The sequence below is a fragment of the Agrobacterium sp. 6Ca8 genome (assembly GCF_055382765.1).
In genome coordinates this window covers 1,355,972-1,376,962 of record NZ_AP026434.1, presented here as the reverse complement: position 1 = coordinate 1,376,962, position 20,991 = coordinate 1,355,972, and the positions used below count along the sequence as shown (strand labels likewise).

13 protein-coding genes and 3 pseudogenes are annotated in these 20,991 nt (G+C 55.4%); 9 read left to right on the top strand and 7 right to left on the bottom strand.

The window, feature by feature from the left end; genetic code table 11:
- Nucleotides 1–93: 93 nt before the first annotated feature.
- From ACZ5A6_RS20495 to ACZ5A6_RS20480, 4 genes are all read left to right on the top strand, one after another.
- Nucleotides 94–876, top strand: a complete 783-nt coding sequence (locus tag ACZ5A6_RS20495) for a class I SAM-dependent methyltransferase (protein WP_336510526.1) — start codon at nt 94–96, stop codon at nt 874–876.
- Between the two features lie 64 nt (nt 877–940).
- On the top strand, nt 941–1,483 hold the full coding sequence (locus ACZ5A6_RS20490; protein ID WP_464111347.1) for an NUDIX hydrolase: 543 nt from the start codon (nt 941–943) through the stop codon (nt 1,481–1,483).
- Nucleotides 1,401–3,491: a class I SAM-dependent methyltransferase gene (locus ACZ5A6_RS20485; RefSeq protein WP_464111346.1), complete on the top strand. Its 2,091-nt coding sequence runs from the start codon at nt 1,401–1,403 to the stop codon at nt 3,489–3,491. Before ACZ5A6_RS20490 ends, ACZ5A6_RS20485 begins: the two co-directional genes overlap by 83 nt.
- Nucleotides 3,481–5,559 (top strand): NAD(+) synthase, encoded by a 2,079-nt coding sequence (locus ACZ5A6_RS20480; RefSeq protein ID WP_464111345.1) that lies wholly within the window; start codon nt 3,481–3,483, stop codon nt 5,557–5,559. The genes ACZ5A6_RS20485 and ACZ5A6_RS20480 overlap by 11 nt, the downstream gene beginning before the upstream one ends.
- Nucleotides 5,560–5,647: 88 nt before the next feature.
- Here the strand turns inward: ACZ5A6_RS20480 and ACZ5A6_RS20475 are convergent, their stop codons facing one another.
- The 5 genes and pseudogenes from ACZ5A6_RS20475 to ACZ5A6_RS20455 all read right to left on the bottom strand — a co-directional run bounded on the left by ACZ5A6_RS20475 (nt 5,648) and on the right by ACZ5A6_RS20455 (nt 10,272).
- On the bottom strand, nt 5,648–7,078 hold the full coding sequence (locus ACZ5A6_RS20475; RefSeq protein WP_464111344.1) for a mannose-1-phosphate guanylyltransferase/mannose-6-phosphate isomerase: 1,431 nt from the start codon (nt 7,076–7,078) through the stop codon (nt 5,648–5,650).
- A gap of 39 nt (nt 7,079–7,117) precedes the next feature.
- Nucleotides 7,118–8,881 carry an ABC transporter transmembrane domain-containing protein gene (locus ACZ5A6_RS20470; protein WP_174041260.1) on the bottom strand — a complete coding sequence of 588 codons (1,764 nt, stop codon included), beginning with the start codon at nt 8,879–8,881 and terminating at the stop codon, nt 7,118–7,120.
- Nucleotides 8,882–9,250: 369 nt separating this feature from the next.
- Nucleotides 9,251–9,573, bottom strand: a pseudogene (locus ACZ5A6_RS20465) (transposase).
- A pseudogene (locus tag ACZ5A6_RS20460) lies at nt 9,471–9,970 on the bottom strand (transposase). Before ACZ5A6_RS20460 ends, ACZ5A6_RS20465 begins: the two co-directional pseudogenes overlap by 103 nt.
- Nucleotides 9,886–10,272 (bottom strand): annotated as a pseudogene (locus ACZ5A6_RS20455) (transposase). Before ACZ5A6_RS20455 ends, ACZ5A6_RS20460 begins: the two co-directional pseudogenes overlap by 85 nt.
- A 441-nt stretch (nt 10,273–10,713) precedes the next feature.
- Between ACZ5A6_RS20455 and ACZ5A6_RS20450 the strand changes: the two are divergent.
- Nucleotides 10,714–12,018 (top strand): glycosyltransferase family 4 protein, encoded by a 1,305-nt coding sequence (locus tag ACZ5A6_RS20450; protein WP_464111343.1) that lies wholly within the window; start codon nt 10,714–10,716, stop codon nt 12,016–12,018.
- Nucleotides 12,019–12,584: 566 nt separating this feature from the next.
- Here the strand turns inward: ACZ5A6_RS20450 and dinB are convergent.
- Together dinB and ACZ5A6_RS20440 are read right to left on the bottom strand one after the other, a co-directional pair.
- Nucleotides 12,585–13,664: a DNA polymerase IV gene (gene dinB / locus ACZ5A6_RS20445; protein ID WP_464111342.1), complete on the bottom strand. Its 1,080-nt coding sequence runs from the start codon at nt 13,662–13,664 to the stop codon at nt 12,585–12,587.
- A gap of 23 nt (nt 13,665–13,687) precedes the next feature.
- On the bottom strand, nt 13,688–15,754 hold the full coding sequence (locus ACZ5A6_RS20440) for an ATP-dependent helicase (protein ID WP_464111341.1): 2,067 nt from the start codon (nt 15,752–15,754) through the stop codon (nt 13,688–13,690).
- A 287-nt stretch (nt 15,755–16,041) separates the two neighbouring features.
- On the opposite strand from ACZ5A6_RS20440, the gene ACZ5A6_RS20435 reads away from it, so the two are divergent.
- From ACZ5A6_RS20435 to ACZ5A6_RS20420, 4 genes are all read left to right on the top strand, one after another.
- On the top strand, nt 16,042–16,779 hold the full coding sequence (locus tag ACZ5A6_RS20435; RefSeq protein WP_464111340.1) for a carboxylesterase family protein: 738 nt from the start codon (nt 16,042–16,044) through the stop codon (nt 16,777–16,779).
- A gap of 211 nt (nt 16,780–16,990) precedes the next feature.
- Entirely contained in the window at nt 16,991–18,061 is a 1,071-nt protein-coding gene (locus tag ACZ5A6_RS20430) for a LacI family DNA-binding transcriptional regulator (protein ID WP_025594973.1), read from the top strand.
- A 5-nt stretch (nt 18,062–18,066) separates the two neighbouring features.
- A complete protein-coding gene (locus ACZ5A6_RS20425; protein WP_464111435.1) occupies nt 18,067–19,668 on the top strand; it encodes an FAD-dependent oxidoreductase in 1,602 nt (533 codons plus the stop codon).
- A 49-nt stretch (nt 19,669–19,717) separates the two neighbouring features.
- Nucleotides 19,718–20,989, top strand: a complete 1,272-nt coding sequence (locus ACZ5A6_RS20420; RefSeq protein ID WP_112675425.1) for an ABC transporter substrate-binding protein — start codon at nt 19,718–19,720, stop codon at nt 20,987–20,989.
- The last annotated feature ends 2 nt before the right edge of the window (nt 20,990–20,991 follow it).

Below are 20,991 nucleotides of genomic sequence, written 5' to 3'. Positions count from 1 at the left end.
GGTAAGCTTGATCAATATAGCCCTCCGGGCCATAGCGAAATAGATCGCTAAGTAAATGAAACTGCTATGTTCATTCAATAAAAGGATTCGCCTGTGACTGACAACGCTACTATTGAAGACGTAAAAGAGTACTGGAATCGTCGCCCTTGCAATGTTCGACATTCAAAACTCGAAGTGGGTTCGCAAGAATACTTCGATGAAGTTGAGGCCCGGAAGTACTTTGTCGAGCCTCACATTCCGGGTTTCGCGGAATTCTCACGCTGGAGCGGAAAAAAAGTACTGGAAGTAGGATGTGGGATTGGAACTGATGCCATCAATTTCGCTCGTAGTGGTGCAGTATATTCTGGAATAGAGCTTTCCGAAGCAAGTCTTGCGATCGCAAAGTCGCGGTTTGAAGTGTTTGGACAGGACGGAAATCTCCAGCACCTGAACGCTGAAGCGCTTACGCAAGGGTTCCCAGAGAACAACTTTGATTTGGTATATTCTTTCGGCGTGATTCATCATACACCCAATCCGAGGGGCGTAATCGAACAAATCCGTAAAGTTATCAAATCAGACGGTGAATTGCGAATTATGCTATATGCAAAGCGGTCGTGGAAGGCTGCGATGATTGAAGCTGGTCTCGATCAACCGGAAGCTCAGTCAGGATGTCCAATTGCCTTCACCTACGATGAGCGCGACGTTCAAGAGCTTCTTTCTGGATGTTTCGAGGCTACCGAAATTCGGCAAGATCACATTTTCCCATACCAGATCGAGCAATACGTCAATTACGAGTATGTACGGCAGCCGTGGTTTGAAACTATGCCGCCGGAGCTGTTCCGCGCGCTTGAGCAAAGTCTGGGATGGCATTTGCTGATAACAGCGAAGCCCATCTGAGACTAAGTGAGATATTACTCTCTCTTATGGAGAGCTGGAACAACTTGAGGATGCGGAAGCAGCAATGGAAAATGTCTGGTCCGTCAAAAATCGAAGGGAGCTTTATGCGTCTCCCTTCGTAACCCTTTCAGTTGAGACCGTGTCATTGCCGGATGGTCGCGTTGTTGACGACTATCACCAAGTTCATTTGCCTGATTTTTCGATCGCCGTTCCTATTCTTGCAGACGGTCGTATCTTGACTTTATGGCAATACAAACATGGCGCTCGATGTTATTCCATGACCTTTCCCGCTGGCCATGTGGAGCGCGGGGAAGGTGCTGTTGAAGCAATGCATCGGGAACTGCGAGAAGAAACCGGCTATGTCGCTGAGAACGCGATTAGCTTTGGCAGTTATGCAGTTAGCGGCAATCAAGGCTGTGGGCGCGCGCATCTTTTTGCTCTCACGGGTTGCCGTTACGTCGGCGTCGCTGATCATGACGATCTTGAAACTTTCGATCTTAGAGTTATGACAGTGGAGGAAATAAATGCGGCGATCGATCAGGGACATTGTGCAATCCTTCCTCAACTCGCCGTCTGGCTCGCGACCAGAGCACATTTCGGGTTCTGAAGAGCAGCAATTGGCCGAGCCTCAACCCGGTCTGGAAGCTGAGGCCTTGGTTCCAGCTGTGCAACTTGATCTGGCTCCAATCTGGACGATGGTTCCTGAGGCGGAGCCAATTCTGCTCGGTTCCTATTACGCCCATATGCGAGGCTATTATCCATATTGTGAGATGCAGACCAAACGGTGGTGTGTCCGCAATATTGGCCGCGATTGGCGAATTTTTGATGTCGGCGGCAATATCGGTTATTACTCCGCTCTTTTTGGGCGCTGTGCATCCGAAGGACGGGTTATCGCTTACGAGCCCACGGAAACACATCGGATGCTCAGGCATAATCTCGAACTCAACGGGATTTCAAATGTCGAGGTCCGGCAGCTCGCTATGGGGGAAACGGAAGGCAACCGTCGTGACGCGATATTCCGCGTCTGGGGTAGCCCCGCTGAGGTTGAGGAGTTTCATTTTTCGACAGTGGATGCGGAAATACGCCGTCTGGAGTGGGACAGGCTTGATCTTCTCAAGGTTGATGTCGACAGTTTCGATCTCGAAGTGTTGAAGGGCGCTCTTCAGACGCTCGACAAATTCAACCCGTGGGTTCTCGTAGAACTTAATCACGCGTTGGCTGAAAGAAAGCAGAGCGTTTCACAGGCGCTCGAATGGTTGGCGTCGGTCGGCTATCACGATGCGCTCGTCATGGATGGCGAGAATTTCCTTTTGCGTCGCCCTGAGGGCGCTCCCGTTGCCGCTGACGGTCTGAGGCTCATACACGAACGGGAACCTGTCTATGTTGCGCCTGTTCTTGTTGCGACGGATGCATTGGCCGCAGATGTCGCTGACACATTCGAGCCAGCCGGTGCGGGTGTTGTGAATGAAGAAACAGGTGATCTGATTATTGATGCACCTGCCTGGGGCTATGGCTTGATCTGGAAAGTACAGCCAGTCTGTTTAGGACCAGCGATCGTACGCCTTTCGGTTAGCGTTTCCGGCGCAGATGTCGGAATTCTTTGTGTTCAGGAAGGCTTTTCGGAACTTCTCGGGTCGGAGGCTTTCGTGCTCCCGGGTGGAGAAACAGCCGTTGAGATAGCTCTTGATCGGGTTGAGGACCTGCGCGGTATTGTTATCAGAAAGGGGCCGACGATACCCGGCGTGGCGAACATACGTTTCAGTAAGCCGATCGTCCTGCAAGCGGAGGCCAGGCGCAACACAACACCGTCGCCCTCCATGAATCCCTTGCAACATGAGATCGCTTTGAGCGAGGCCGCGAAGGGGCTCGCCTCATTGTCTTTTGACGTGCCTGAGAACAGTCTGGAAATTGTTGATGCTCATATGTTGGGAGAGCGGCTTGGTTTGGGTTACTCATTCCGAGCTCCGATAAACCTCGTTAACATGCCGCTTACACAGTTTCGCATGGAGGTCCATGACGCGAAGATATTGGAGCAACTCTACCGCGCGTTTCAACCTAAGCGTCATCTGGAGTTCGGAACCTGGGAGGGTTTTGGGGCGCGGCTTTGCTTGCAACATTCTGAAGCGCTCTTGTGGACACTCAATCTTCCGGAAGGGGAAAAGGATACCGAAGGGCGCTCTTTATATTCAGACGCATCGGGCGTGACGGATGGCGGAAATCGAATAGGACGCCTCTATCGCGAAGCCGGAATGGCTTCGCGCGTCACCCAACTGTTGGTGGACAGCCGGGAGTTCGATACTGCGGCTTTCAGCAGCGATTTCTTCGATACTGTCCTGATTGACGGTGGACATACTGCCGATGTCGTAGCCAACGACACGGAAAAGGCCTTGCAGGTAGTACGACCCGGCGGGCTTGTAATGTGGCATGATTTTTGTCCGGATCCCCTGATCCTGGCGGAGCAAAATGCTGCTCAGGGTGTCGTCGAAGCGGTGTTACTGAATTGGAAGCAGTGGCGTCCACGTTTTTCCTCGTTGTTCTGGGTGCGCCCTTCCTGGCTTCTTGTTGGGGTGGTTGCCGATAGCGGCAAGAATGCAAGTGAACACAATGATGCGTAATAAACAGGTGACACCCACGACTTTTGCTTCAGCTTACGCGCAAGGCTTTCTTCGTTGTGCTGTTGCTTCTCATTTGGTCACGCCCGCTTCACCTCTGGCCAATGCTACGGCGACAATGCCGCTTCTGGAGGAGGCAGATCAACAGTCGGTCGGCCTTCTCGTCCTTCCCGAACTCGGTTTGACCGGCTATGCGATTGACGATCTTTTGCATCAGCAGGCGCTGTTGGATGAGGCGGAATCGGCTCTCGAATTGCTGCGAAAGCGTACCGAGACGATCCTGCCTCTGGTTCTGGTAGGGATGCCGGTCCGCTGGCAGGGACATCTTCTCAATTGCGCGGTTGTGCTGCATCGAGGTCGGCTTTTGGGTATCGTACCGAAAACCTATCTGCCCAATTATCGCGAATTCTACGAGGCGCGGCACTTCGCATCAGGTGCCATAGTTGAAAAGGGCGCCACGATAGAAATATTGGGAACTGAGGTTCCAATCGGTACGGACCTTCTGTTCACTGCGCAGGATATAGAAAATTTTGTGCTGGCGATTGAAATTTGCGAAGACGTCTGGGTCCCGACGCCGCCCTCATCCATGGCTGCCCTTGCCGGCGCGACAGTTATCGCCAATCTTTCTGCGTCCAATGCTATTATCGGGAAGTCCTCCGAACGTCACGCGCTTTGCCGAGTGCAATCTGCTCGTTGCAATGCTGCTTATCTCTATTCGGCGGCCGGTTTTGGTGAATCGACCACGGACCTTGCCTGGGATGGTCATGCAATGGTCTATGAAGCTGGAGCCCTTTTGGCCGAATCCGAGCGCTTTTCCACAAGCGCCGGTATGATTGTTACGGATGTGGATCTGGAACTTCTGGCAGCTGAACGGCTGCGAAACGGCAGCCTTGTTGCCAATCGGCGCGATCTTACGCCCAAAGCCTATAGGCACATTGGCTTTCATCTTCAGCCTCCAGCAAATGACATAGGCTTGCATCGAAAAGTTGCTCGCTTTCCATTCGTTCCGGATGACAAAGATCAGCTTGACGGTCTTTGCGAAGAAGCGTTTCAGATACAATCTCAAGGTCTTGCTCGTCGTCTAAAGGCCAGTAACATCGAGCGTGTGGTCATTGGTGTTTCGGGTGGATTGGATAGTTCGCACGCTCTGCTGGTTGCGCTCCACGCCATGGATTTGTTGAAACTACCCCGTTCAAATGTCCTGGCGTGGACCTTGCCGGCTTTTGCGACTTCTAATACGACGAAATCGAATGCTTGGCGACTTATGCGGGCATTGGGAGTGACTGCGGACGAGATCGATGTAGGCCCGGCTTCAATGCAAATGTTGCGGGATATTGGCCATCCCGCCGCAGGGGGAGAGAAGGTTTATGATATTACCTTCGAGAACGTTCAGGCTGGGGCCAGAACGTCACTCCTTTTCCGACTGGCAAACCGTCATAACGCGATTGTTCTAGGCACAGGTGATCTCTCTGAGCTCGCTCTCGGTTGGGCGACTTACGGCGTCGGTGATCATATGAGCCACTACAACGTCAATTGCTCGGTTCCAAAAACTCTTATACAGCATCTCATTCGATGGGTAGCGGCGCGCGGACTTTACGGTGAAGAAGCATCTGCCGTTCTGTGGAATATATTGTCGACAGAAATCAGTCCGGAGCTAGTGCCGGGTGATGCAGATGCGCCTAGCCAGAGGACTGAAGATTTTGTCGGACCTTATGAGCTTCAAGACTTCAATCTTTTCTATACGGTAAGATATGGGATGAGGCCGTCTAAGCTGGCTTTCCTTGCTTGGCATGCCTGGCGGGATGTCAAAACCGGTAGCTGGCCACCGGATTTCGCAGACGCTGATCGACGGGACTACGATTTGGAAGCGGTTCGATCATGGCTAAGAGTTTTTATAAGGCGCTTTTTTCAAACCAGCCAGTTCAAACGCAGCGCCGTTCCAAATGGTCCTAAAACGAGTTCGGGTGGATCTTTGTCTCCACGCGGCGATTGGCGTATGCCATCAGATGCGTCAGCGGATGCTTGGCTGCGGGAGCTTGACATGGCGCTAGCCTCGCCCCAAACAAATTAAGAAGGCAAGCCGGTCATTTCTGATCAAATTAGATATCTCTGTCGGCTGTAAATCCGAATGCTCCGTTTATATAGGGAGCATTCGCTGACTACGCCCTCTTATAATCATCCTCGATGCGGATGACGTCGTCTTCGCCAAGATAGGCGCCGGTCTGGATTTCGACCAACTCAAGCGGAATCTGCCCCTCATTGGCAAGCCGGTGCGGTTGGCCAATCGGGATATAGACGGACTGGTTTTCCGTCAGCAGCCGGGTTTCGTCGCCAATCGTTACGGTTGCCGTGCCCTTGACGATGATCCAGTGCTCCGAGCGGTGATAGTGTTTCTGGAACGAGATGCGGTGGCCAGGATCAACCGTGATGTGGCCCACGCGGTAGCGCTCGTCCACATACATATGTTCGATGTAACCCCATGGACGATACACTCGCCTGTGCGCTTGCGTCCGCGGCGCGTGTTCGCCATCCTTCAGTGTCTCCACCAGGCCCTTCACGCCCTGAACCCGGTTTTTCGGCACCACCAGAACCGCATCCTTGGTAGCCACTACCACCAGATCCTTTGCCCCCACCACGGTCGTCAGCAATTGCGTGGAATGGATCAGGCAGCCCTCGGAATCGATGAAGACGCCGTCGCCCTCGAGCGCATTGTCGTTGCCGTGCTTGTCGGCGATTTCCCAGATCGCGTCCCAGCTGCCGATATCCGACCAGCGGAAATGGCCGTGCACCACCGCCATGCGCTTGGTCTTCTCGATCACTGCATAGTCGATGGAGTTTTTCGGCGAGGCTTCGAAGCTCGCCTGATGCAGGCGCACGAAGCCAAGGTCGCTTTCATATTGTTCGACCGACTGCGTTACTGCCGCAAGAATCTCTGGCGCGAATGCCTTGAGTTCGGCAATCATCACGTCGGAACGAAACAGGAAGTTGCCGGAGTTCCAGAGATACCCCTTCTCCAGATAGGAGATTGCCGTCTTCACATCCGGTTTTTCCACGAATGCCTCGACGATGCTCAGGTCAGCCTCACCATCAATTGCTTCACCAGGCTTGATGTAGCCGTAAGAGGTGCGCGGCTCGGTTGGCACCAGACCGAAAACGACGATATTGCCCTGATCGGCGGCCTTGGCGCCAAGCCTCACGGACTCTGAAAATTTGTCGGCATCCAGCACCACATGGTCGGCGGCGAGCGCCAGCACCAGGCATCCCGGCTCCCGGCGCTCGGCCAGCACGGCGGCAGCGGCCATGGCGGCGGCACTGTCGCGGCGGGCGGGTTCGAGAACCACCGTCGCCGGAAGATCGATCTCCTCAGCCTGACGGCGGGCGAAGAAGCGGAAATCCTCGTTGGTGATCACCAGCGGCTCGGCATAAAGCGCCTTGTCGGCCACGCGCGTCAGTGTCTGCTGATAGGTCGAAAGATTGCCGACCAGCGGCTGGAACTGCTTGGGCAACTGATCGCGCGATACCGGCCAAAGCCGTGATCCCGCCCCACCAGCAAGAAGAACCGGCGTGATCTTTCGAGATTGTTCCGTCACAATAAAAACCTTTGCAATGCGGCCTCATAAACCTCAGGACTATGCTACGTCCGCATCGAACTGGATGCTGTGCAGGCGTTTATAAAGGCCATCCGTAGCAAGCAATTCACGCCGGCTGCCTTCTTCTACAACCTGCCCGTTATCCATAACGACGATCTTGTCGGCTCGATTGATTGTTGAAAGTCGGTGAGCAATGACAATGGATGTCTTCTTCAGGGTCAGTCGCTCTAGCGCATCCCTCACAAGGGATTCGGATTCTGAATCCAGCGCACTGGTCGCCTCGTCGAGGATCAAAATGTCTGCGTCTCTCAGCATGGCTCGAGCGATCGCAACACGCTGTCTCTGGCCGCCGGACAGGCCTGAGCCATTTTCACCAAGCTTGCTATCGTAACCGTCAGGCATTTTCATGATGAAGTCATGCGCATTGGCAGCCTTGGCCGCAGCTATGATTTCTTCTTCTGTAGCATCGTCCCGGCCAACGGAAATATTGTGCTTTACAGTACCCGAAAACAGGAAGGTTTCCTGACCGACATAAGATACGTGCTCACGCAAGCTCGCAAAGGAAACATCACGCAAATCCATACCGTTAATTTCGACTGCGCCGTTTTGAGGGTCGTAAAGGCGCATCATAAGATTGATTATGGTGGATTTGCCGCTGCCGGAAGGACCGACCAGTGCGGTCATCTTGCCGCCTTCAAAGAGCACGCTGACATCCTTCAGAACTGGCTGACCCGAAACATATTCGAAGCTGACGTTCTTCAGTTCCACATCGCCACTTGCCTTGGGAAGAGGCAGAGCATCCTTTTTCTCGGCGAGTGTCAACGGGGCGTCCAGAACCTCAAACATCATGCGGACCCCGATCATGCCTCCTTCGATCTGGATTCTCATACGCGCCAGACGTTTTGCTGGTTCGTAAGCAAGAAGCAGAGCGGTTATAAAGGCCATCAGATCGCCAGGAGAACCACCTTTTTCCAGAACAGTGTAGCCGGAAACTGCAATGACGACGGCAATAGCAAGGCCGGATAACGTTTCCATGATGGGGCTGGTCGCCGCTTCAAGCTTCGCGATACCATTGGCGCGATGCTCGACGTCAGATACCGCCTTGTTCATACGTTGACGCATTAGCTTCTCAAGAGAAAACGCTTTGATTACGCGGACGCCGATGCTGGTTTCCTGCACGACGTTGACGATTTCGCCAAGCGAAGCAAGTTCCGCCTCCATGATCTTGCGCACGCGACGCAAGACAAGACGGACGCTGAAGATTGCGATGGGTCCTATAATCATCGAGATTGCACTCAGAAGAAAATTCTGGGCAAACATCACTACGATCAAGCCAATGAGCGAAAGCAGGTCGCGTATAAAGGACGTAACGACGGTATCGATAACGCTTCTGGCAGCCTGTGCATTGTAGGTTACCCGAACCAGCAGTTCTGACGATGGTAGGTTTTGAAAGAACGATACGCCTTGCTGCAGCAGGCGATCGTAGATTTTGCGTTGTTGTTCAGCAACAATACTATTGCCTGCTTTGCTCAGATAATAGCTTTGAACAAAAGTGGCCAGGCCCTTGACAATGAATATCGCGGCTACCGCAAACGCAATCTCAAGAACGACATCAAAGCCGCGCTTCAGGTAAACGCTATTAACGATATCGCGCATGATCCACGCGCTGAGAGATGTCGTTGCAGCAACGACAACCATTGCCGCGATTGCCATCGAGTACCAGCCGACATGCTTTTTAAAGTTCTCTTTGAACAGTCGTACCAGCAGCTTCTTGTCGTTTTGCGACAAAAATGATCCGATCACAGCGATCTTCCTAATTGGTGCAGAAACTACATTTGGTGTGTGTTATCACGTTAGATGAACAAACCCAAACTGGCGGAGTGATGTTCTGCGTGTAACGTTCATATACTACCTGCCCAAGTTTCATACTCGGAAAACTCAAAGCTTAACACTGGTCCAAATGCAGACGCACGTCTGATCCAAAATTGGCTTAGTGCATTTAAATGGGTGATCGTTAAGTGTCAATCTCCCTCTGCCGAGGAGATCGTGTCCCTGGACGTGGTATAGCTTAGACGACCACGGCTCGTCCCAGATGGTCGGATGAGTATCAGCGCGCCACTGCCGGCAAGCTGATGAGAGGATCATCGCTCATTTGTCCGATGGTTTCCAGCGTCATGTATCGAGCCCGTTGAACGGCCGACTCATCGTTCTGTTCAGCAGCAACGCGCCGACGAGCCGGATGATGGCCTCATCATTGGAAAAGATGCCCACCACTTCTATGCGTCGCTTAATCTCTCCGTTGAGGCGCTCGATGGATTGGTGCTGTGGAGCTTGGCCCAATGCTGCTTTGGAAAGGTCATGTAGGCCCGCACATCGCTCTCGGCCTCATCCATCAAATTGGCCAGTTTCGGCACCTTCGGCCTGATCTGATCAGCGACGCTGCGCCACTGTGTGCTGGCGGCCTCAGGCGTCTTCTGAGCAAACGCTGTGACAATAAAAGCGGAACGACGCGTCTGCCGCACTTTCCGGCATGCGCCAGAGCATTCCTCATGAAGTGGACCCGGCAACGCTGCCAAGTCGCATTCAGCACCTTGCTAACGGCCGTCTTGATGCTCTCATGGGCATCGGAGACGACGAGCTTCACGCCTCTCAAGCCCCGGGCGTCAGCTTGCGCAGGAACTCTGTCCAGATCGGCTCGGCCTGGGACGTGCCGATCTCCAACCCAAGCACCTTCCGGCGTCCATCGGCATTGACGCCGACAGCGATGATGGTTGCGACGGAAACTGTACGACCGCCGCGTCTCACCTTCAGGTAAGTGGCATCGATCCAGATATATCGCCATTCGCCTTCGATGGGTCGGTCGAGGAAGGCTTGACGTCGACATCCTCGCAAAGCCGTGAGACCTGGCTTTTGGAGAGGCCACTTATGCCCATGGCCTTTACCAGGTCATCGACCGAGCGTGTCGAGATACCCCTGGATATAAGCCTCCTGGATAACCGCGGTCAGAGCCTTCTCGGCCATGCGACGGGGTTCTAGGAGCTTGGGAAATAGCTGCCTGTCCGCAGCTTGGGAATACCCAGCTCCACCGTTCCGGCTCGCGTTTCCCCATCGCTATCGCGATAGCCGTTGCGCTGGGCGACACGAAGCACGCTCTTCTCGCCATAGCCTGCACCAGTCGCACCGCCAACTTCCATGCCACAGCTTCTCGGCGGCAAAGCCGATCATATCGCGCAGCAAATCTGCATCTGCGCTCTTCTCAACAAGCGAACGCAGGTTCACCATATCGTCGGTCGTCGGTGGTGTCCTTCAGGTTGGTTCTAAGCAACCCGACCCTACCGGAAATCACCGATGGCTATGAAATCCAGCTACACCGCTCGCTGGGATACGATAGCCGAGGAAGCCATCAGGCACCGTTTTCGCCGGTATCAAGACATAGTGCAATTCCCGCTTTAGTTGTTAGGCAGAAATGTGTAGCTTTGGGCGAACAAGAGGTTCGCAACGTTGACAAACGTGTGGCGCAAAATCTATATGCCAAGCTCAATGGTGGGCTATCGACAACGGCGTGGCATACAAGCTCGTAAGTTTTTCCAATCTAATGTGTTTTATGACGGCGTGTCCGTCAGGCAGGACGGTAAATGCCCCAAGTCTTCTTTGATCTGTCGGAACTGTTCCTGAATTCGGGAGTGAAGTTTAAATATTACGGAATCGCTCGGACCGTAATGGAAGTCGCTTATGAACTGACTTTGGCGGATAAGTCGGTAAAATATGTAGTCTATTCGCCGCTGCATCGTCGTTTTTTTGAGGTTTTTCCGCGCACAGGCGATGCATCGCCAACCGGTGTTCTGGATCCGAATGTTCCTTCGAGCGCGACGCCACTGCGCCTGAGGCAGAACCTTTTTGATTCGAATTTTTTAAAGTCCTTGTTCTACAGGGGAGTGCGCACGATCATTGACCATCGCAATCGCAAGCGGTGGGCAACTATTCCCGCAGGTGCAGTTCGTGAGGTTGATCTAGACGGGCAGATTCTGGTTTCACTAGGGAGACCGAAAATTATGTCAGATTACATCATGGCGTTGAATGAACGGGGCGAAAAAGCAACCTTTATTCCGATGCTCCACGACATGATCCCGTTGCATAATTTTACACACCGGAATCAATTTTCATTTCCGAGAAATTTCATTCACGATAACAAGGTCGCCATAGGCGCAGCGGCGCTGATTTTGACAAATTCAGAATTTACGGCGCGGGAAGTAGAGCACTTCTCAAATGTGGGAACGTTGCCGACCCTGCCGGACGTTGTGGCGATACCCCTTTGCAACGAGCTTCGGCCGACAGCTGAGCCAATCGAAAAGAGGCCGCCTCAAGGCCGTTACCTTTTGGGGGTCGGTATTTATAATGGCCGTAAAAACTTGGAATGTGTAGTCGAGGCCATGCTGCTATTGCAGGCTTCCGGGGTCGCTCCGCCAGCGTTGGTGTTGGCAGGGGCGAGGCGCAAAAGGGTTGAAAAATTTTTAAAACTGGAAAAATTTCGTTCGATAGTGGACAAGTTTCACTTTGTTCTTAATCCGAACCAGGCGGAATTACGTTTGCTTTACGAAAAGGCATACGGTCTCGTTTTACCGAGCAGGATGGAGGGGTGGGGCTTGCCTATCAGTGAAGCTCTGTGGTGCGGTACCCCGGCGTTTGCAGCGGACGTACCGGCTTTGAGAGAGGCCGGTGGGACGCTAGCTCTTTATTTCAATCCGGAGAAACCAGATGAGTTGGCGGATTTGGTTCGCGCTTTGTTGTTGGAACCGGGTAAGCACGCTGCTTTGAAAAAGAAGATTGCCGAGTTCAAACCGCAAATGCGAACATGGAAAGATGTCGCGTCGGACATACTCCGTGCGGTTCACGAATTGGAAGGTAACAAAGGTAATCGGGCACCAAAGGCCGTAAACTGAATACCCGGTGGGTTTCATAATCCGGGCTACTCTCAAAGCCTTATGCGGCTGATCGAAGTAATCAACTCCAGCGTTCGAGGCTAATCACGGGGAGTGCTTCAGAAGAGCTAATGCGATAGGTGAAGATGACGCCGGAAACACCGATGCCGGGCACAGGGATGCCGTGTGCTTCTGCCCGATATGGACTTTGTCCATCGACTCCGCCAGCTACGCCAATTTCCTTTGCGAGCGCTCAACGTCAGCCTGACAGCAAGCATGAAATCCTGATGGATACTGAGGGCGCAAACTATCTGGGTCGCGCCGCTGCTGATGAAAGCAGACTCGTGCGTTTCTTGCATGGCTGCGCTGCATTAAAGCCTATTTAATATGCGGCAAAACCGGGTATCTTGTTTTCATCGAAGCGATGCACCTCCTCCCGCAAAGCTTCGGATTGAGATGGCCCTATCCTCCTCCCAAGGGTTGTCTTGTGAACAATGGCACTCCTCCTCCCAGCCGTTGTTCGAAATTTCGGAAAGCCTGCCGCACCTCCTCCCGCGGCGGGCTTTTTCGTTTTCGGGACAGGGGTATCACAGGCCAAGCGCGAGCTGCGCTTCCTCTTCACTCTCTTCGGTGCTCAGCGAGGAAAGGGTAATCCCCAACAGCCTTACCGGACGTTTGAATGGAAAGACGGAGGCAAGCAGGGTCTCTGACATCTCCTGGATCGTTGCGAGGTCAGACACGGCTCCCGACACTGTTTTGCTGCGTGTCGCCTGGCTGAAATCCGAATATTTGATTTTCACGGTCACCGTCTTTCCCGTGATGTCGTGGGCCTCGCAATAACGCCAGACTTTCTGAGCCAAAGGGCCAAGCTCCGCCTTCGCCAAGTCGAGATCGTCGATATCCTCGACGAATGTGTCCTCGGCGCCGACAGATTTGCGGATGCGATCGGGCTTGACCTGCCGTTCATCGATGCCGCGGGCGATGTTGTAGAAATAAGGGCCGGATTTCCCGAAATGCTGTTGCAGAAAACCGAGTGATTTCGATTTGAGATCGAGCCCTGTTTCGATGCCGTGCCGTTTCATCCGCTCGGCCGTGGCGGGTCCTACGCCATGAAATTTCTTGACGGCCAGGGCTTCAACAAAGCCAGGCCCATTCTTCGGCGTGATGACGGCCTGGCCATTCGGTTTGTTCAGGTCGCTTGCCATCTTGGCCAGAAACTTGTTGTAGGAGATGCCGGCAGATGCATTGAGTCTGGTGACCGCCTTGATCTTTGCGCGGATCTCCAGCGCAATTTCGGTGGCGATCTCCATGCCTTTCAGGTTTTCGGTGACATCGAGATAGGCTTCGTCGAGCGATAGCGGCTCGATCAGAGGGGTATATTCGGCGAATATCTCCCGTATCTGTTGCGACACCTGCCGGTATACCTCGAAGCGTGGCGGTACGAAGATCAGATCCGGGCATTTCCGTTTGGCAGTGACGGACGGCATGGCTGAATGGACGCCGAAGGTTCTCGCCTCGTAACTTGCCGCAGCCACCACGCCTCGTGCGGCCGATCCGCCGACGGCGACCGGCAGGCCGCGAAGTGCGGGGTTGTCGCGTTGCTCCACCGATGCATAAAAGGCATCCATGTCGATATGGATGATCTTTCGAACAGCCGTGTTATCCATCGTTCCAGCCTGTACGATCTTCCCTATTTCCACATCGCCCGCATCCGCGCGCCTACATCGATGCGGATCTGCTGCGCGCTGCGCTCGGAGGCTGCGGCCGAAACCAGGGGCCAGGTGGCGGTTTCAAAGAACTGCAGCAAAGTTGCCGGTATGAAGCGGGTTCTAGCGGCATAGACATGCCGGTCGCCCTGCGCGTTCTGGCCATGGGTGAAGAACCGTTGCGGGGTTATCAGTGACAGGCTGTCCTTGGCGCGCGTCATGGCGACATAGAGCAGCCGGCGTTCCTCCTCGACTTCATGCGTGGAGCCGACACCCAGATCGGAGGGTATGCAGCCATCGACCACGTTCAGGATAAAGACGGAACGCCATTCCTGGCCTTTTGCCGAATGAATGGTTGAAAGCGTCAGATAATCCTCATCGAGCAGCGGCACGCCTGCCTGATCGCTGGTGGCATCCGGCGGATCGAGCGTCAGTTCGGTGAGGAAGCGTTCGCGGGAAGGATAGCCGCCGGCAATCTGCTCGAGTTGCAGCAAATCGGCCTTCCGCGTCTCGGCGTCCTCATGGATGCGTTCGAGGTGGGGCTCGTACCAGAGCCGCGCCTGCTCGATATCTGATGGCCAGCCGCCGTGCGATTTTCGCATGTTCGCCAGCAACTGCACGAGGGATACCCAGTCATCACCGGTTTTGGGTGGCGGCGGAATTTCGGCAAGGGCGAGCAAAGGTTCGGGATCTGCCGCAATCGTATCGAGAATATTGCCGGCTTTCTTCGGCCCGATACCCGGCAGCATCTGAAGTAGCCTGAAACCGGCGACGCGGTCGCGTGGGTTTTGCGCGAAACGCAATACCGCCAGCATGTCCTTTACATGGGCACTGTCGAGAAACTTCAGGCCGCCAAATTTGACGAAGGGAATGTTGCGGCGTGTAAGTTCAACTTCAAGCGGCCCGCTGTGACTGGAGGTGCGAAACAGCACGGCCTGTTGCTTCAGCGTCATGCCGGTCTCACGATTGGCCAGCACCTGGTCGATAATAAAGTTCGCCTGCTCGGTTTCGCTTTTTACTGTCACGAGCTTCGGCCGCTCGAGTGACTGTCGTTCGGTCCAAAGGTTTTTGGTGAATCGCTCACGGGCAAGGTCGATGACACCATTGGCGGCAGCCAGTATCGGCTGTGTCGAGCGATAGTTGCGATCAAGGGTGATAATATCGGCAGCCGGGCTGAAAGATGCCGGAAAATCAAGGATATTGCGCACCGTTGCTGCCCGGAACGAATAGATCGACTGGGCATCGTCACCCACCACGGTCAACCCGCGACCGCCCGGCTTCAGTGCCATCAGCACCGCGGCCTGCAGCCGGTTGGTATCCTGATATTCGTCGACCATCACGTGGTCGAAACGATTGCCGATATCGCCTGCAAGGTCGGGATCGCTGACCATCTGGGCCCAGTAGAGCAGAAGATCGTCGTAATCGAGAACGTTCTGGGCCTGCTTGGCCTCGACATAGGCGGCGAATAATTGCTTGAGTTCTTCTTCCCAGCTGGACACCCATGGATAGTGCTGGCGCAGGATTTCTTTCAGCGGCGTTTGTGAATTGACGGCGCGCGAATAGATCGCAAGGCAGGTGCCCTTTGTCGGAAAACGGCTCTCGGTTTTGGAGAAACCCAGTTCATGTCGGGCAAGATTCATCAGATCAGCGCTGTCTTCGCGGTCGTGGATCGTGAAATCCATGTCCAGTCCAATCTGTTCCGCATAGATTCGCAAGAGGCGGGCGCCGATCCCGTGAAACGTGCCGGACCAGGCCATCGCATCGGTGAGGGCTCCGGCGTTAGCGCCGATGACCTGCTTGCAGATACGCTCGACACGACGCGACATTTCGGAAGCGGCACGCCGTGAAAACGTCATCAGCAGGATGCGGCGAGGATCGGCGCCATTGACGATCAGATGCGCCACCCGGTGCGCCAGCGTATTGGTCTTGCCGGAACCGGCACCGGCGATAATCAGCAACGGTCCAGCCGTGTGTCCGCCTGAAGGCCCAACGCCATGTTCCACGGCCTTGCGTTGCTGCTCGTTCAGTTTGTCCAGATAGGCAACCGCCATGCCTGCATCCTTGATATTTGCCTATCCGCACGACGACGGCATTTTTCAAAAGCACTCTTGTTGCAATGATTAGCAAAAACTCAAACAGCAGGCCAGAACAAATAATGAACGCATCTCTCTGTCCTCCACACTGCGGTGGACAAACCTGGCTGATCGATATTCGCAGCCTCAATCGGGTTCCGCATGGCGTGTTGACCGGCATGCTTTTCAAACCACTGAACCAACCCGGCGGCTGATGAGTTCACCAGTCGCGTCTTGGAAGACGTGTTTGTTGGGAGGACAAAAGCATGAAGCATCTGAAACTATGCCTGATCGCTGTTGCGGCACTGGCCACATCGACATTTGCCTTTGCCGAGCAGAAGGCCATGAGGTCTGACTCCACGATCGCGTCGGATATCAATTATCTGCTTTATACGCCCAAAGACTATGCCGGTTCGGACAAAACCTATCCTCTCGTGGTATGGCTGCATGGCGGCGATCAGGGCGGGAGCGACGTCGAAAAGCTGCGCCGCAGCGGTCTGCCAAAATTGATCGAAGGGGGCCGTGATTTTCCTTTCATGGTGTTTTCGCCACAAAATCCGAGCGAGGAACTGCTTTATCCGATCGAACGTGTCGCAAGCGTCCTGGCTTCCGTTGTGGCGGATCATCGGGTGGACCGCAGCCGTATCTATCTGATCGGATATAGCCGGGGAGGGTTTGGCGCCTGGTCAATGGCCGAACAGTTTCCGCAAACTTTTGCTGCGGTCGTCCCAATTGCCGGTGGCGGCATCCGCCATTACCTCAACCGCACCAATGAAAAGACAGCCTTCTGGGCCTTTCACGGCTCAAGGGACGAGGTGATTCCTTTGTCCGATACTGTTGTCCTCGTTCAGCGTCTCCAGGAATTGAAACGCAATGTGCGGCTGACGGTTTTTGAAGATACGAACCATGAAGAGGTGGAGGCAAAAGTGCTCGGCGATGAGGCGATGTGGACCTGGCTTCTCCAGCAAAAGCTTGCAGACGCAAAGACGCCTTCGGTGCCCTGAACCCGCAGCGGGCACCGTTTTACCGCTGGTATGGAAGCCCATAACCCAGCGCGGCCGTCATAAGGCCGGGCTGGCCGCCTGATAAGCCTTCGTCAAAACATCGCTCCGCAAGCGTGTCTTTCGCCTCTTGACACAGAGTAGGGAAGTCGTGCTAATACGCATTAACAGCTAATACGTATTAGCAGTCAACGAGTGTCGGGGAGGGCATTGCGTGACCAGCCATAAACGCCTTACTCAGAACGATATTGCGAAGCTTGCAGGCGTCAGTCAGGCAACAGTATCGCTTGTTCTGAACGGCGCGCCGACGGCGATTGCGCGTATCCCGGCTGAAACACGCGAACGCGTACAGGCGGTCATTCGCAAGACGGGTTATGTCGCCGACCCGATCGCGCGCCGCATGGCCAAGGGGCTTAATCGCATCCTCGGCGTCTTCACCTACGAGCCTGCTTTTCCAAGCGCACAGGCGGACTTCTTCACGCCGTTCCTGTTGGGCATCGAGGAAGAGGCGCAACAGCAGGCGTACGATCTTCTGCTGCTGACCAGTGCCGGCGTCGGCAACAACCGCAAGATTTTTTCCGAGGGCAACAGGCTCCGGATCGCCGATGGCTGCCTGGTCCTGGGCCGTGAATTCGACCGCAAGGAGCTTACCCGGCTGGTCTCGGAAGATTATCCATTCGTGGCGATCGGCCGACGCGACGATGCTGGCGGGCCCGTGCCCTATGTTGGCGGCGACTATGCTGCGGGCACACGGCAGCTTGTTGAAGATGCCATGATGCTCGGGCATTCCAAGCTCGCCTATATCGGCCCTGCGGGTCCGGCGGAATCGATTGCCGACCGCTGGCGAGGTTTCAGTGATGCGCTCGGCACGGCGGCGACGCTTGCCTTGCACATAAAGGCAGTAAACCGGCCTGCCGAAAAGATCCTCGACGCGATCATCGAAAGCGGCGCGACGGTGGCATTTTTCATAGAACTGGCGGATGCGGTGCGCGTCGAGACTTTGGCACGGGAGCGCGGAATTGGGGTGCCCGACGTGTTTTCGATGGTCGTGCTTGGCAGCCATATTCGTGCCGGCCGCAGCCCGGTGCGTTTCACATCCTATGAAATTCCCCGTGAAGAGATGGGCCGGCAGGCGACTGCAATGCTGGTGAACCGCATCGAGACCGGCAGCCCGGGAAGTCAAATTCTACTCAAGTGCCAACCCGTCAAGGGTGAAACATTGGGGCCGGCTCCAGTGGCCTCCCCAGATAAGTCCCCAGTCAACAAAACGGATGAGACGACGTGAAAGAGATGCAAGCAGACATTCTTGTGGTCGGTGGTGGCCTTGGCGGCGTGGCGGCGGCGCTCGGTGCCGCACGCGCCGGAAAGCGCGTGATCATGACCGAGGAATATGACTGGATCGGCGGTCAGTTGACCAGCCAGGCCGTGCCATCGGACGAACATAGCTGGGTCGAGCAGTTCGGTATCACCCGCTCTTATCGCGCACTACGCAACGGCGTGCGCCAATATTACCGCGACCATTATCCTTTGACGGAAGGCGCCCGCTCCTGGAGTGACCTCAATCCGGGTGGCGGCTGGGTCAGCCGCATCTGCGCCGAGCCGCGCGTGAGCCTTTCGGTGATGGAAAGCATGCTTATGCCCTATATCGGTGCCGACCGGCTGACGGTGCTCAAGCCCTATCGGCCGGTTGCTGCTGATGTGGACGGCGATAGGGTCCGCGCGATCACCGTGCGGCATCGCGACAGCGGAGCGGAGATCGTCATTTCCGCCGACTACATTCTTGATGCCACCGAGCTTGGCGATCTGTTGCCGATGACGGGCACGGAATATGCCAAGGGGTTCGAGGCGCAATCGGACACGGGGGAGCCCAGCGCGCCGGCCAGCGCCCAGCCTGATAATGTGCAGGCCGTGTCGATCTGCTTTGCAATCGATCATGTCGACGGCGATCAGACGATCGACAAGCCTGATAATTACGACTACTGGCGCAAGTACGAGCCGCATTTCTGGGGTGGGCCGATGCTCGGTTTCACCGCGCCGCATCCGCGCACGCTGGAACACACGACCCGCTCCTTCACGCCCAATCCGGACGACGATCCGTTGCTGGTTGATGCCGACCAGCGCAAGGGCGGTGGCGATGAAAACCTCTGGATTTTCCGTCGCATCGCGGCACGCAAGAACTTTGCGCCAGGTTTTTATAAATCCGACATCTGCCTCGTGAACTGGCCGATGATCGACTACATGGACGGCACCATCATCGATGTGTCGGAAGAAGAAAAGGCGCGGCATCTGAAGGCGGCGGCCGAACTTTCCTATTCGGTGTTTTACTGGTTGCAGACCGAAGCGCCGCGCCTTGATGGCGGACAGGGCTTTCGCGGCCTGCGCCTCAGAGGCGATATTACCGGCACCGAACACGGCCTTGCCATGGCGCCCTATATCCGGGAAAGCCGCCGCATCAAGCCGGTCACGCGCATCGTCGAACAGGATCTTTCCTACACGGTTCGCGGTGACAGGGGGGCTGTCCGCTATCGCGACAGCATCGGCATCGGCATGTACCGCATCGATCTGCACCCATCGACCGGTGGCGACAACTATATCGATGTGCCTTCCTGCCCGTTCGAGATTCCGCTTGGCGCACTCATACCCGAGCGCGTGAAGAACCTTATTCCGGCGGGCAAGAACATCGGCACGACGCATATCACCAATGGCTGCTACCGCCTGCATCCAGTCGAATGGAATATCGGCGAAGTGGCTGGAATGCTGGCGGCCTATTGCCTGGAAAAAGGTCTCACACCGCATCAGGTGCAGGAAGACGATGACCATCTTCATGCCTTCCAGACGGCGCTAACCCGCGAAGGCATTGAAATACGCTGGCCGGATATCGCGGCCTATTAGGACGGCGGACTGTCGTTCGATCGAACCCATCTTTGGAGGAGGACTGGGAATGAATAGTCATTGGAAAATGCAAACCACGGCCTGCGCGCTGGCCCTTATCGGCTCGTTTGCGCTGGCAGGGGCAGCGGCGGCACAGGATGCGGTCAAGCTGCGCATGACGATCTGGAGTGCCAACGAGGCGCATCTAAAGCTGTTCAACGACATCGCAGCCGGCTTCAAAAAGGACCATCCGAATGTCAGCGTGACCTATGAGTCCCTGCCTTTCGACACCTATACCACTGCGCTCACGACCCAGATTGCGGGCGGCAATGCGCCTGACATGGCCTGGATTTTTGAGACCTCGGCCTATGATTTCGTCAAATCAGGCGCGCTCTATCCGCTCACCGACACGCTGAAGGCCGCTCAGGGTTACAATCTCGACGAAGTCAGCGCCGGGGCCACGGAACGCTGGTCGCAGGACGGAAAGCTCTTCGCCTATCCGTTCTCGACCTCGCCCTTTGCGGTCTTCGTCAACAATGATCTCATCAAGGCCGCAGGTGCAAAGACGCCGGCGGAGATGATCGCTGCCGGCGAATGGACCTGGGAAAACGCCATCGCGACCGCCTCGGCGGTCTCGAAATCCGGCAAGGGCGGGCTTGTCGTCCGCGACTTCAATTACCAGAGCTGGCAATATCTGACCTCCGTGTGGAACGGCTGGGGCGCATCGCCCTGGAGCGCGGATGGTGCAACCTGCACCATGTCGGAAAAGCCGATGGCGGATGCGGTGTCGTTCATCCATGACGCCATCTTCAGCAAGAAGGCCATGCCCGGCCCCGGCGAGACGGTCGATTTCTTTGCCGGTAATGCCGCGATGACCATTACCCAGATCAGCCGGGCCTCGCTTTTGCCGAAGGACAAGCCTTTCGGCTGGGACCTCGTGCCGCTGCCAAAGGGACCTGCCGGTGAATACGCGCTTATCGGACAGGCCGGCATCGGCGTCATGCAGTCCGGAAAGAATGCGCAGACGGCGGCCGAATTCGTTGCTTACATGACCAATCCGGACAATTCGGCAAAGCTCAGCCAGTTCTTCCCCTCGGCACGCAAGTCGCTGCTGAATGCGGAGGTGTTGAAAAAAACCAATCCGCTGCTCAGCCAGGAACAGATCGAAAAGGTCGTCATATCAGGCATCGCCACGGGCAAGGTTATGCCCGGCCACACCGGCTTTGCCCAGATACAGCAGATCGTGCGCTCAAACCTCGATGCGGTCTGGCGGCCGGAGGCCGATGTCGCGGGAGCGCTTCAAAAAATCTGCGGCCAGATCGCGCCGCTCCTGAAGCGCTGAGG

Coding starts and splice junctions, on each gene's coding strand:
- ACZ5A6_RS20440 (WP_464111341.1), bottom strand. CDS start 15,754: ATGGCGGTTGCCTATCTGGACAAACTGAACGAGCAGCAACGCAAGGCC.
- ACZ5A6_RS20450 (WP_464111343.1), top strand. CDS start 10,714: ATGCCCCAAGTCTTCTTTGATCTGTCGGAACTGTTCCTGAATTCGGGA.
- ACZ5A6_RS20485 (WP_464111346.1), top strand. CDS start 1,401: ATGCGGCGATCGATCAGGGACATTGTGCAATCCTTCCTCAACTCGCCG.
- ACZ5A6_RS20425 (WP_464111435.1), top strand. CDS start 18,067: ATGCAAGCAGACATTCTTGTGGTCGGTGGTGGCCTTGGCGGCGTGGCG.
- ACZ5A6_RS20480 (WP_464111345.1), top strand. CDS start 3,481: ATGATGCGTAATAAACAGGTGACACCCACGACTTTTGCTTCAGCTTAC.
- ACZ5A6_RS20420 (WP_112675425.1), top strand. CDS start 19,718: ATGAATAGTCATTGGAAAATGCAAACCACGGCCTGCGCGCTGGCCCTT.
- dinB (WP_464111342.1), bottom strand. CDS start 13,664: ATGGATAACACGGCTGTTCGAAAGATCATCCATATCGACATGGATGCC.
- ACZ5A6_RS20435 (WP_464111340.1), top strand. CDS start 16,042: ATGAAGCATCTGAAACTATGCCTGATCGCTGTTGCGGCACTGGCCACA.
- ACZ5A6_RS20490 (WP_464111347.1), top strand. CDS start 941: ATGGAAAATGTCTGGTCCGTCAAAAATCGAAGGGAGCTTTATGCGTCT.